Below are 13,673 nucleotides of genomic sequence, written 5' to 3' on the forward strand. Positions count from 1 at the left end.
TTCGACAGGAATCCCCCATGACCGTCTACTTCATCGGCGCCGGCCCCGGCGATCCGGAACTGATTACCGTCAAAGGCCAGCGGCTGATTCGCAGTTGCCCGGTGATCATCTACGCGGGCTCGTTGGTGCCAACGGCGGTGCTGGAAGGTCATAACGCTGAACACGTGGTCAACAGCGCTGAACTGCACTTGGAGCAGATCATCGATTTGATCAAGGTCGCCCACGCAAATGGCCAGGATGTGGCACGCGTGCACTCCGGCGATCCGAGCCTGTACGGCGCGATTGGCGAGCAGATTCGTTACTTGCGCGAGCTGGGCATACCGTTCCAGATCATTCCTGGCGTCACCGCAGTAGCGGCGTGTGCAGCGCTGCTTGAGACCGAGCTGACCCTGCCGGACATCGCCCAAAGCGTAATCCTGACGCGCTACGCCGATAAAACCAGCATGCCGCCGGGCGAAGACTTCGACAGCATGGCGCGACACGGCACGACCATGGCGATTCACCTGGGGGTCAACCACCTGGAGAAGATCGTCGCCGACCTGTTGCCGCATTACGGCGCGGACTGCCCGATTGCCGTGGTGCATCGGGCGACGTGGCCGGATCAGGATTGGGCAGTTGGTACGCTTGAGGATATTGTGGCCAAGGTTGAGGTAAAAGGTTTCCGGCGTACCGCGCTGATCCTGGTGGGCCGCGTGCTGACCAATAACAGCTTCAGCGAGTCATCGCTTTACCGTGCCGGCCATGCCCATCTCTATCGCCCCGGATAAACACCGCCAAAACTGTGGGAGGGGGGCTTGCTCCCACAGTTAATGTTCTGCGCCAGCAATGTCGCGCAACTCATTGAAAAAAGACAATAAAAAACGGCGCTCACGGGGCGCCGTTTTTATGCTCGCAGTGAACACCTTACTCAGTAGTAGGCGTTTTCTTTCTGCGTGTGGTCAGTCACGTCGCGTACGCCCTTGAGCTCTGGAATACGCTCCAGCAGGGTGCGCTCGATGCCTTCGCGCAGGGTCACATCCGCTTGGCCACAGCCCTGGCAGCCGCCGCCGAATTTCAATACGGCGATGCCGTCTTCAACCACATCGATCAAGCTGACCTGACCGCCGTGGCTGGCCAGCCCCGGGTTGATCTCGGTCTGCAGGTAATAGTTGATGCGCTCGTTGACCGGGCTGTCGGCGTTGACGTTCGGCACCTTGGCGTTCGGCGCCTTGATGGTCAACTGGCCGCCCATACGGTCGGTGGCGTAGTCGACTACGGCGTCGTCGAGGAAGGCTTCGCTGAAGTTGTCGATATACGCGGTGAAGCTTTTCAGCCCCAGAGCGGTGTCTTCAGGTTTCTCTTCCCCAGGCTTGCAGTAGGCAATGCACGTCTCGGCGTACTGGGTGCCGGGCTGGGTGATAAAGACGCGGATGCCGATGCCTGGGGTGTTCTGCTTGGACAGCAGGTCAGCCAGGTAATCGTGGGCGGCGTCGGTAATGGTTATGGCAGTCATGGAAACTCCTCACAGGCTTGCCGGCAGTTTACGCCAAATCATTACAGAGGTACAAAGTCCTAGTATTTTTGTCGGGATAAAGTTAACCGTTGGTCGCCATCGAACCAGCCTTTGAGCAGGCGATAACTGCCCTTTTCCAGCCATTGGTAACTGCCGAGGGCGCCAAGCCCGATGATGACCACGCACACAGCGAGCACGGCATAGGGGTTCAGGCCATAGCGCTGTGCAGCATAACCACCGGCCGACAGCACCAGCACGTGCAGCAGATACACGGAATAGGAGCAATCGCCCAGGACCTTGAGCAGGCGGTTGCCTTCGAAAAACCGCTCCAGCGCCATGCACCCCATCACCAGCACCGCGCTGGGCAGGCCCCAGGTCAGGGCGCGTGGTGAGGCTGGCCAATGGTAGATCGCCAACAGCGCACCGGCGATTCCCAGCAGAGGCAGCCACAATCCGGGGCGAATCCCGCCCTTGCGGTACAGCATGCCGATGCCGATCCCCATCAGGAATTCGATGACGATATCCGAACGATAGAACGCGCTGATCCAGCCAAATGAGGTCCACGTTTCGCACACCGCGAACAGCAACGCCGCCACCACCAGCAGCCGCCATTGCCGACGAAACAGCAGCGCCCAGGCGAACAGCAGGTAGAACAGCATCTCGTAGTTGAGCGTCCAGCCGACGTTCAGGGTCGGGTACACCCCATAGCCACCGGGGTTCTCGGACGGGATAAACAGCAGTGACATCAACAGATGGGCGGCATCCACACTCTGGTCCGGCAACATCGGCCGGGCGACCACCACCAGCAGCGCCATCAGCAGGGTGTAAAACCAATAGGCCGGTACGATCCGCAGCAGGCGATACAGCAAAAACCGCCACGGTGGCAGGTCCTTGTCCTGGGTAGACAGGAAAATCACCAGACCGCTGATCACGAAAAACACATCCACGCCCGCCGCGCCTTTTTCGACAAACAGCCGACCCAAAGCGCTGTCCGCCTTGAAGCCGAAGAAAATCTGCATGAAGTGGTGCCCCACTACCGTCCAGGCCGCCAGGGCGCGCAACGCCTGTACCGAAATCAACATCGCCCGCCCACTCCCAGTACATTCACATAAAGCTGGGACCCTCGTGGACGGTCAAAGGTCGATCAAAGATTCTCGCAGCGGTTCAGCTCGGTCGGCGTGCGTGGACACTAAAAGACGTCGTCAGCACATAGACCGCCTTCGACGCGCGATCAACATGAGCGATATTCATGCAAAACCCGGGCATGCTCCAAAAGCGCACAGGTTTGCTATGATCCACGCCCTCCGTAATGCCTGACTTAGAGTAGTCCCATGTCCGATCGTAGCGCTCGTCTGCAAGCCCTCCACCAAGCCCTCAAGGAACGCATCCTGATCCTTGACGGCGGCATGGGCACGATGATCCAGAGCTATAAGCTCGAGGAACAGGACTACCGTGGCAAACGCTTCGCCGACTGGCCAAGCGACGTCAAGGGCAATAATGACTTGCTGGTGCTCACCCGCCCTGACGTGATTGGCGGAATTGAAAAGGCCTACCTGGATGCCGGTGCCGACATCCTTGAAACCAACACCTTCAACGCCACGCGCATTTCCATGGCCGACTACGGCATGGAAGAGCTGGCCTATGAATTAAACGTGGAAGGCGCGCGCCTGGCACGTAAAGTGGCCGACGCCAAGACCCTCGAGAACCCGGCCAAGCCGCGCTTCGTCGCCGGCGTTCTCGGCCCCACCAGCCGCACTTGCTCGCTGTCGCCGGACGTGAACAACCCCGGCTACCGCAACGTGACCTTCGATCAATTGGTGGAAAACTACACCGAGGCCACCAAGGGCCTGATCGAAGGCGGCGCCGACCTGATCCTGATCGAAACGATCTTCGACACCCTTAACGCCAAAGCCGCGATCTTCGCGGTGCAAGGCGTGTTCGAGGAACTGGGCGTAGAGCTGCCGATCATGATTTCCGGCACCATCACCGATGCCTCCGGGCGCACCTTGTCCGGCCAGACCACCGAAGCGTTCTGGAACTCCGTAGCCCACGCCAAGCCCCTCTCGGTCGGCTTGAACTGCGCCCTCGGCGCCAGCGAACTGCGCCCATACCTGGAAGAATTGTCGAACAAGGCCAATACCCACGTTTCCGCGCACCCTAACGCCGGCCTGCCCAACGAGTTCGGCGAGTACGACGAACTGCCCTCGGAAACGGCCAAGGTCATCGAAGAGTTCGCCCAGAGCGGCTTCCTCAATATCGTCGGTGGCTGCTGCGGCACCACGCCGGGGCATATCGAAGCCATCGCCAAGGCCGTGGCCGGTTATGCGCCGCGCTCGATCCCGGACATTCCCAAGGCCTGCCGCCTGTCCGGCCTGGAGCCGTTCACCATCGATCGCAGCTCGTTGTTCGTCAACGTCGGCGAGCGCACCAACATCACCGGTTCCGCCAAGTTCGCCCGGCTGATCCGTGAGGACAACTACACCGAAGCCCTGGAAGTCGCCCTGCAGCAGGTCGAAGCCGGCGCCCAGGTGATCGACATCAACATGGACGAGGGCATGCTCGACTCGAAGAAGGCCATGGTGACCTTCCTCAACCTGATCGCCGGCGAACCGGACATCTCTCGCGTGCCGATCATGATCGACTCCTCCAAATGGGAAGTGATCGAAGCCGGCCTCAAGTGCATCCAGGGCAAGGGCATCGTCAACTCCATCAGCATGAAGGAAGGCGTGGAGCAGTTCATTCACCACGCCAAGCTGTGCAAGCGCTATGGCGCAGCCGTGGTGGTGATGGCGTTCGACGAAGCCGGCCAGGCCGACACCGAAGCGCGCAAGAAGGAAATCTGCAAACGCTCCTATGACATCCTGGTCAATGAAGTGGGCTTCCCGCCGGAAGACATCATCTTCGACCCGAACATCTTCGCGGTCGCCACCGGCATCGAAGAGCACAACAACTACGCCGTCGACTTCATCAACGCCTGCGCCTACATCCGCGACGAGTTGCCCTATGCGCTGACCTCCGGTGGCGTGTCCAACGTGTCGTTTTCATTCCGTGGCAACAACCCGGTGCGCGAGGCGATCCACTCGGTGTTCCTGCTGTATGCGATTCGCAACGGGCTGACCATGGGTATCGTCAACGCCGGCCAACTGGAGATTTATGACCAGATCCCGGCCGAGCTGCGCGATGCGGTGGAAGACGTGGTGCTCAACCGCACTCCGGACGGCACCGACGCCCTGCTCGCCATCGCCGACAAGTACAAGGGCGACGGCAGCGTCAAGGAGGCCGAGACCGAAGAGTGGCGTGGCTGGCCGGTGAACAAGCGCCTGGAACACGCGCTGGTCAAGGGCATTACCACGCACATTGTCGAAGACACCGAAGAGTCGCGACTGTCGTTCGCGCGTCCGATCGAGGTGATCGAAGGCCCGCTGATGTCCGGGATGAACATCGTCGGTGACCTGTTCGGCGCCGGCAAAATGTTCCTGCCCCAGGTGGTCAAGTCCGCCCGCGTGATGAAGCAGGCCGTGGCCCATCTGATTCCCTTTATCGAGCTGGAAAAGGGCGACAAACCCGAGGCCAAGGGCAAAATCCTGATGGCCACGGTCAAGGGCGACGTGCACGACATCGGCAAGAATATCGTCGGCGTGGTGCTGGGGTGCAACGGCTATGACATCGTCGACCTCGGCGTGATGGTCCCGGCGGAAAAGATCCTGCAGGTAGCCAAGGAACAGAAGTGCGACATCATCGGCCTGTCCGGCTTGATCACCCCGTCCCTGGACGAGATGGTGCACGTGGCCCGCGAGATGCAGCGCCAGGACTTCCACCTGCCGCTGATGATCGGTGGCGCAACCACCTCCAAGGCGCACACGGCAGTGAAAATCGAGCCCAAGTACAGCAACGATGCGGTGATCTACGTCACCGACGCCTCGCGCGCCGTGGGCGTGGCCACGCAGTTGCTGTCCAAGGAATTGAAAGCCGGTTTCGTCGAAAAAACCCGTCTGGAGTACATCGACGTACGCGAGCGCACCGCCAACCGCAGCGCCCGCACAGAACGCCTGAGCTACCCGGCGGCGATTGCCAAGAAGCCGCAGTTCGACTGGAGCACCTACACCCCGGTCAAGCCGACCTTTACCGGCACCCAGGTGCTGGAGAATATCGACCTCAACGTGCTGGCCGAGTACATCGACTGGACGCCGTTCTTCATTTCCTGGGACTTGGCCGGCAAATTCCCACGCATCCTCACCGATGAAGTGGTGGGCGAAGCGGCCACCGCGCTGTATGCCGACGCCCGGGAAATGCTCAGGAAGTTGATCGACGAAAAACTCATCAGTGCCCGTGCGGTGTTCGGCTTCTGGCCGACCAACCAGGTGCAGGACGATGACCTGGAAGTCTATGGCGAAGACGGCCAGCCGATTGCGCGGCTGCATCATCTGCGCCAGCAGATCATCAAGACCGACGGCAAGCCGAATTTCTCCCTGGCCGACTTCGTCGCGCCCAAGGACAGCGGCGTGACCGACTACATCGGTGGCTTCATCACCACCGCCGGCATCGGCGCCGAAGAGGTCGCCAAGGCCTATCAGGACGCCGGCGACGACTACAACTCGATCATGGTCAAGGCCCTCGCCGACCGCCTGGCCGAAGCCTGCGCCGAGTGGCTGCACCAGCAAGTGCGTAAAGAGCACTGGGGCTATGCCAAGGACGAACAGCTGGACAACGACGCGCTGATCAAGGAGCAATACAGCGGCATCCGCCCTGCCCCAGGCTACCCGGCGTGCCCGGACCACACCGAGAAGGCCCAGTTGTTCCAACTGCTCGACCCCGAGGCCCGGGAAATGCAGGCCGGCCGCAGCGGCGTGTTCCTCACCGAGCACTATGCGATGTTCCCGGCGGCAGCCGTCAGCGGCTGGTACTTCGCCCACCCACAGGCGCAGTACTTTGCCGTCGGCAAGGTCGACAAGGACCAGGTGCTGAGCTACACCGCGCGCAAGGGCCAGGACCTGAGCGTGACCGAGCGCTGGCTGGCGCCGAACCTGGGCTACGACAACTGATAGGCTCTTGCGTCCGTGCAGGGGCTTGTCGAGCCCCTGCACGGACGTGCGCCCTACAGACCCAGCCGGGTGCGTTCCCTCGCGGTCAGCTCGATGGCCAGGGCGGTTTCCTGTTCAGCCCGCTTGCGGCCCAACTCTGCATATTCACGTAAATAGTGCGCGCCTGCGTCGGGGTAACGATCATCCAGGGCGTCGATTTGTGTGGCGATGTCGTCGGCCAAGGCCCTGAACTCGACAGCGTACGTCCTTCTCAAGTAGTCCACCCAGTAGGTGCGTTCAACCAGGCTCTGGACAAAGGCATCGCGGCCTTCGTTTTCAATGATGCTGTCATACGCAGTATCCAGGGCCGCCGAGGTCACGTTGGCGACGTTTGTATAGATCATGCCATGGGGTTGGCTCGGCAGATCCAGACGCTGGGCCAATCCAATACGGTAAGCCAGGCGAATTTCCGCTGGGTCGGCGCCTGGCCGCCCGCGAATGGCCTCTTCGGCATGCCTCTCGACGGCATCGAGGCGGCTCATGCGCCTGGCCAACCGGAACAATTCGCTACCTTCCTGCGCAGGCGTCACGCTACTGCGCACGTTGAACTCATAGACAGCCGTTTCAAGGTCGTTGAACACCAGAATTCGACCATCGCCGCATGTCACCCTGACCTGTGCCGCACTTGCCCTGGCAAATACGTCCGAGCGCAGAGAGCGGTTTGCATAGAGCGCATCCAGGACCCGCCACACCCGCGTTGTCATATCCGCCGGATTGCGCTGGAAATCCCGGGTATTGCGCAATTGCGACAAGGTGAAGAAAAAGGCAGCGCTGTCAGGCTCGGCCCGTAGTTCGTCCCAGGCTTGCTCCCGCTCCGAACCCTCAGCCACGTCGGCGAACCAGCGGTCTCGCTGCACTTGGGGGGGTTCGATTTCCGGGTGCTCATCGAAATCCGACTGCTCATCGGAGCTTTCGGACTCTTCAGAATGATAGCCTGCGATCATTTCTTCGATATCCTCGAGGGTAAAGCCCAGGCCATTGCCGGTGCGCAGCAGATGCGTTCGCAAAGCTTCGAACTCATCCTCAAGCAGCAGGTTGTCGTACAGGTCGGTGCCGGCCATCAACGCCTGATGCCTGAGGCTAAGGGCCTCGGGTGGGATGACCTCTATCCGGTTGTTACGCAGGTTCAACGAGCGTAAGCGCGGCGCCTGAAGCACGCCCGCCGGCCACTCGGTCAATACGTTGTCGCTCAGGTTCAAGGTTTGCACCTGCGACATACCGCTCACATCCAGCTCGGGCAGCAGGTTTTCATTCAGGTTCAAGCTTTCCAACAGGGGCATATTAAGCAGTTGTCGGCGCAGCGCCGGCGCGTCTCGCAAGTTATTACGGGCAGCGTCCAGATGCCGCAGCGAACGAAATTCACTCACGGCATCGGGCAATACCGTCAGGTCGTTGTTGCCCAGGGTCAAGGTGTCGATATGGCGAAACGTGCGCAGAAACTCATTGGAGCCTTGATCCGTAATCCTGACCCCGCTCAGGTCTAGATCGCGGACATGGGGGAGCAGGCTGGGTAGCGCCGGCAAATCCCCCAGCGTCAGCCCGGACAGAGTCAATTGGTGCAGGCCTTGCGGCGCCGGTACCGGCAGCCCTTCGCGAAGGCAATAGCGCCAGCTGGACAGCATCCGTCCTGCCGCCCGGTGCCGGTCGAGGGCGTTGATCCAGCGCCCGTTGTCACGGATACCGCGAATATCGATCCATTCATTCAAAGCCTCGACCCATTGGCGGTGCTGCCCCTCCCACTCCACTAGGCGATCCTCTATTTCAATCGCACTCAGCCCATCGCTGCTCAACGCGTCGATGCGCGCCACGGCCTGCGCGGTGTCCAGGCTTGGGTCCAGGCGCTGCATGCGCGCCGCGGCAGTCATCGGCGCCGCTGCGCCCTCAACCGATAAGGGCAGCGGAAACAGAAGGCCAGGATTTTGTTCAACGCCCTCAGGGAAGTACTCAGGAACGCCGCCCGTTCTGCCTTGCTCCAGAAACACACGGGAAATGCCCAGCGGGCTCTCGCTTCCCAGGCGTTGGCCGATCGTCTGTACCTGCGCCACGGTAGCCGCCGTAAGACGACAGCCGCGCAGGTTCAAGTTGGACAGCAATGGGTCATGGCCGGTCAACGCCGCCTTGGGAATCGTGGTTATCGCGCTATGGCTCAGGTCTAGTTGCCGCAGGGAAGTCGACTGCAACGCGCCCACAGGCCAATCACGAATGGCTGTGTGCCCCAGGTCGAGGGTCGTCAACTGCAGGAGACGGCTGATATCCAGCGTTCGGACGGGGTTAAATTGCAGATTCAGAGAGGTCAGGTTCGTCAGACTATTCAAGCGGGCCTGGATCGTGGGGGTGACGTGCAACAGGTTGCGGGAAAAATCCAGGGAACGCAGGGACGTCATCTCAGTCAGGGTTGAAGGCAGGCTGGTCAGGTCGTTATTGGCAAGGTCCAAGTGCTCCACTTGGCTGAACCGCCCCAGAAAGGTCTCAAGCTCCGTGAGCGGTACTCGCACGCCTGCCAGGTTCAAGACACGTACATGGGAAAAGCCGGCTGCCGGTAACGACGGTAAATCGACCAATCCACCGCCTGAAAGGTCGAGGCGCATCTCTGGCGTAGCGGTCTGTGTAGACGGCACCGGTCTTGTACCCGGCGCCAGACGCTGGCCCAGGCCCTCTTGCCAGGAGACGAGTATGCGATCCGCAGCCTGTTGACGATTAAACGAGTCTGCCCAGTTATCCGGGTCAACCGGAGTGCGCGTCGACCACTGCTGCACCTCCTGGGTCAAATTACGTTGCTCGTCGCGTAAGGCGTTAAGCCGATCGAGCTGTTCAATGGCGGGTACCCGCTGCAGTCTGAATGCCTCAAGAACGTTGAAGAGTGTGGCCGCATCACCGCCCGTCATGTAGAACAGTGAGCCCTCTACGTACGACCGAACCATGGCCTCTTCATCCACAAGATGCGCTGTGTTGTCACGCACGTGTTCATAGGCCTGAATGAATGCCTGCTGTTCAAACTGCCCCCAGTTCATCCGCAGCCCGCGCCATAGGTTCTCATGGCCGGTGAACATCTGCGGCGGTATGGAGGTGATCGGTGTGGACGCCAGGTTGAGGCTGCCCAGGTGCTCAAGCCCGAGGACACCTTCCGGCCAGGTCGCCAGCGATCCGGACACATGCAGGCTGCGCAGGTTTACCAGCCCGCCGACATCCAACCGGTCCATGCCGCCTGACAGGGACAGCTGTTCAAGTTGCGTCATGCGATTGATCGATTGCAATACTTCATCAGGGACGACGGGCGAGGACGAAGGCCTGGAGGATTCCAGGTCCGTGAATACCAGCTCAGTGATATCCGACAAGCTCGCCAGCCGTTCGGCGATCGCATTGCGGGTGGAGGCGTCGACGTGTAGCTCAAGGCGTCGCACATTCGGGAACTGGCGGATAAGCGCCGTTCCCTGGGCGTCAAGCAGCGCCGCACCCGACATATTCAAAGTACGCACATGGGAAAAATCGGCGTTCAATGCGGGTAACCTTGACTCACCGAATAGGCTCAAGCTGCTGAAAGGAGCGCCGCCACGATTCAGGCCATTGCGCCAACAGTCGATGACGTTGCCAGCCACTCGTAGACGATCCAGGTCACTTCCCGCCCAGGGTTCAAGGGCATTGCGCAAGCCATCGATTTCTCGCTGGCGATTGGCCAACAGGTTGAAAATCTGTTGCGGGTGTTCACCGCTGGCCAGGTGTCTGACCACAAAAAGCCTGGCTATGGGGTCAGACACATTTGGGTAGATATCTCGCACCCGCGTGACCAAGCGATCAATATCGCCTGCCGCCGCTCCCCTCCCCGACAACTCATACCCCAGGCGGCCGCCCGGCAGGCGCAGGGACGGTCGCGACCGGGGCGCCCGTTGTCCGAGAATACCCGCCATTTCGCTGCGATGGCTGCTCGCATAGTTGACTAGCGTCTGCTTCAACAGGCCATCCTGACCGGTCGATGGAATACCTATCCCATTACGGAATTCATCTGGCAAGGCATGCAGGATCGATTGATAGAAGTTGCGGCTGGTGGGCAAGACGCTATGCATGGCCTCGCCTTGTTCATCATGCGCCTGGAAGCTGTCGCCTTCCTTGACCAGGTATTTACGCATCGCGGCGTCCTCTGCGCCGATACTGTCCAGCAGCGGCCCGCGAAAGGTGTCGCCGCGCAGTTCCAGCCGCAACCCTCCCGGCCAGCCCGGCAGCAGCTCCAGGCAGTGCAAGGCCAGGCGGTCGCTGTCCAGGCTCGCTAGATTCTCGCGGTGCAGGCCGGCGATAGCGCGGTTCAGGCGATGCTGTTGCAGGTGAATGCGCGCCAGGTCATCCAGGCGCGTCGGCACCCTGCCCTTATTCAAGCGATTGCGCTCGCTCTGGGTAGCGGCGTCCATCACCTCGTTCAAGGCCTGACGCGGTAAAGATGGGTAGCGTCGGCCCAGTACGCTGGTGTCGGGCACCGTCGGCATCCTTGATTGCCACAGGCTATCGAACAGCGCACGCTGCCTCTTCAGCGCATGGTCCGCCAGGCGCTTGTTGAACTCTTCTTCTCGGGTCAGCCCGTTCCAACCCGACGCACTCCCCAGCAGGCGGTCGATTTCGTCCGCGCTCATCCGGGACAGCACCTTCTCGCCCAGCTTGCCGGCCCGTACCTCGCCACGGGTGAGCTTGATGCTTACACCCGCGTTACTCGTTGACGGTGTCACACCATAGCGCTGGGACGCGCCCCAGGGCTCAGGCCCGTTGAACACTTCCAATATCCGGCCTTCCGGCCAGTGCGGCAGTTCTGTTATCAGCGGCAACACATACTCGAAGCGACTGCCTGACCCGAAACCGCGACGGATTTGCTCGATCACCTCGCCGACCTGCTGGTCGACACTGAACTGCTCCAGCGTTTCATCCAGTGCCGCTGGAATGGGCAAGCCGTCCACATGGACTTTGCGCAACACCGCGTCCTCAACGCCACTGACTTGGCCAATGGTGCGCAATACCTCGTCGGAGAACTCTTCGGTACGGTGGCCGAGCCGGCGCAGCAGCGTCAGACGGTCCCACTCCAATGGGCGCTCATGCATGTGCCGCCAGGCGCCGGCCTTGTTGTGTTCCAGAATGGGCTGGTACGCCTCAGGGTCATCGGGATGCTTGATCCGCCATTTGTTGACGGTTGGGTCGAGGGCCTGTTCGTACAAATCGCTATTCAACCGGACGTAGGTCTTGCCGTTGATTTCGTATTGTCCCAAAGCATTGGGACGAGCGCCGTCAGGCAACCTCACGACGCTTTTGTAAGGCGACAGATCGGGCTTCCACAACCGGGTCTGACCATTGGGCAGTTTGACCGGGTGCAGGTCCTCGATGACGGTCGAGGGCTTGATCGCCAGCAGCTTGCCTACCCCCTTGCCGGCAACGTGCAACAGAGCAATCAGCGCGAGGTTTTCCGCCAGGTCGATCAGGTGCGCCTTGGCGGCCTTACGATCACCTTCCGCCCACTCTATGGTCCCTTCAAACGCCTCGTACAGAAGCTGGCCAGCCATAAAGGCCAGCACGATTTCGCCCAGTACCGGCACAAAGCCTGCGAAGAAGGTCGCGGCGAAAAAGCCGATATTCAGCCAACTGGCGATTCTCTGCGCGCGCACCTTGGCATCGACCTCTGCGGTAGGCACCGCATGCGCCGCCGCGTCGTTGATGCTCTGAGTGCAACTGCAGTCAAACAGGTAGTCCCACAGGTCGAGGTTATCCCCCCAGAGCCCTTGCCCCTTTTGTCGGTACGGTGCGACATTCAGATAGGGGTCCTCCTCCACCTGTTGCGGGGGCTTCGGCAAAGGGGCTGGATTGGTGAGGCCAATAGGGAATGGCGTGAGCACATCCAGCACCTTACTGGCAGGTGGCGCTATGGACGCGAATTTTCTGGCCCGCGTGGTCTCGCCGTCCTTGGTGAACTGGCCGAAATAGTAGGGATGATCGCTATACGGCACGAACCGACTGAAGAATTTCTGGTAAGTGGTCGGGCTTGCCGCCTCAGGGGACGAGGTATCCGCAGCAGTGAATCGCTCCTTGAAGTACGCCTCCATCTCGCGAAAGGTAAAGCTTTTCATGGAATGCGTCTGATCATGCGGGACATAGACGATACATCCCTTCGCATAACGATATTTCTGGCACGGCATAAACACCACGCAGCCAGTCAAGCGGCGCTTCATGAGACCCAGGTCGCAAAACCAGACGGGTTGCCCTCGCAATTGCGGGAACACCTCACCATCAATCACCGACAGCACCATTGCATGCTCCTCGACATCGATGTCTTTTTGCAGCAGAGCCAGCTCGGCGGCGGCGCGCATCGTTGCCTTCTGGTTCGCAATGAACTGCCGGCGCAGTGTGGCGGCCTTCATGAGATCGGTGGGTTGGAGAAATGCCTTGATATGGGTTTGATACTTCGCACCGACATCCAGCGTCCGGCAGAGCGTCAAGAACTGATGAACCTCGAGGTTGACGGTCACTTGGGTAAAGGTATCGGGCGTCGCGCCCTGTTCCATGAAACCGGAGGAATGATGAAATGCACCCTCTGCGGCTTCAGAGACTTCAAAGTTATGTTTCGTCGCTTCCAGCAAGCTAAGCTTCAGGAACTCAAAATTTCCCAGCTCTATATAACCCGCTTTCGTGGTTTTTCTCAGGCTGATCCATGTCTTGCGTACGTCCAGCACTACGCCGTACTGATCGTTCAGCGCCTTGAGCAGCAAGGACTCGGCGAAGGCGTCGATGCTCTGCAAGTCGGCCATGGTCTTGTCGAGCGTCGTTTGCGCGGTGAAGCTCGCGGTGAAATAGTCATGTAGCTGCTTGCGTTGCGCGGAGGTGGCGTCCAGATAGGCCTGGGGTAACACCGCATCGGTGTGCTTGAGCTCGGCACGCCGCGCAGACGGGGCGTTCAACAGCCATTGAGGCAGCGATTTTTTCAGGAGTTTGCCATGCAGGCTTTCGGTAATGTGGTGCACAGGCACAGTTGTAATGGTCATGGTGTCTCTCTCTGGGAAGTAGAGTGACAGCACACCATTACTAGCCATCGCGAAGGCGGTAGTGAGCTATATGGCCCGCCACAGCCCAGGGGC

At 60.3% G+C, this 13,673-nt stretch carries 5 protein-coding genes; 2 read left to right on the forward strand and 3 right to left on the reverse strand.

Going from position 1 to position 13,673, the window contains the following annotated elements; all coding sequences use genetic code 11:
* The first annotated feature begins 17 nt into the window (after window positions 1-17).
* The gene (gene cobM, locus C4J91_RS15365; RefSeq protein ID WP_124363116.1) at window positions 18-767 is read left to right on the forward strand and encodes a precorrin-4 C(11)-methyltransferase; all 750 of its coding nucleotides are present in this window, start codon (window positions 18-20) and stop codon (window positions 765-767) included.
* Window positions 768-907: 140 nt separating this feature from the next.
* Here the strand turns inward: cobM and nfuA are convergent, their stop codons facing one another.
* Both nfuA and C4J91_RS15375 read right to left on the reverse strand, forming a co-directional pair.
* Window positions 908-1,492, reverse strand: coding sequence for a Fe-S biogenesis protein NfuA (gene nfuA / locus C4J91_RS15370; RefSeq protein ID WP_017136914.1), 585 nt, complete (start codon window positions 1,490-1,492; stop codon window positions 908-910).
* 59 nt (window positions 1,493-1,551) lie between these two features.
* Window positions 1,552-2,574, reverse strand: a complete 1,023-nt coding sequence (locus C4J91_RS15375) for an acyltransferase (RefSeq protein ID WP_124363117.1) — start codon at window positions 2,572-2,574, stop codon at window positions 1,552-1,554.
* Window positions 2,575-2,823: 249 nt separating this feature from the next.
* Here C4J91_RS15375 and metH point away from each other — a divergent pair, with 249 nt between their 5' ends.
* Window positions 2,824-6,534 carry a methionine synthase gene (gene metH, locus C4J91_RS15380; protein ID WP_124363118.1) on the forward strand — a complete coding sequence of 1,237 codons (3,711 nt, stop codon included), beginning with the start codon at window positions 2,824-2,826 and terminating at the stop codon, window positions 6,532-6,534.
* 53 nt (window positions 6,535-6,587) lie between these two features.
* On the opposite strand, the gene C4J91_RS15385 is transcribed toward metH, so the two are convergent.
* Entirely contained in the window at window positions 6,588-13,580 is a 6,993-nt protein-coding gene (locus C4J91_RS15385; protein ID WP_164484544.1) for an NEL-type E3 ubiquitin ligase domain-containing protein, read from the reverse strand.
* Window positions 13,581-13,673 lie beyond the last annotated feature (93 nt).

Source organism: Pseudomonas sp. R3-52-08 (assembly GCF_003851745.1).
GTDB lineage: Bacteria > Pseudomonadota > Gammaproteobacteria > Pseudomonadales > Pseudomonadaceae > Aquipseudomonas.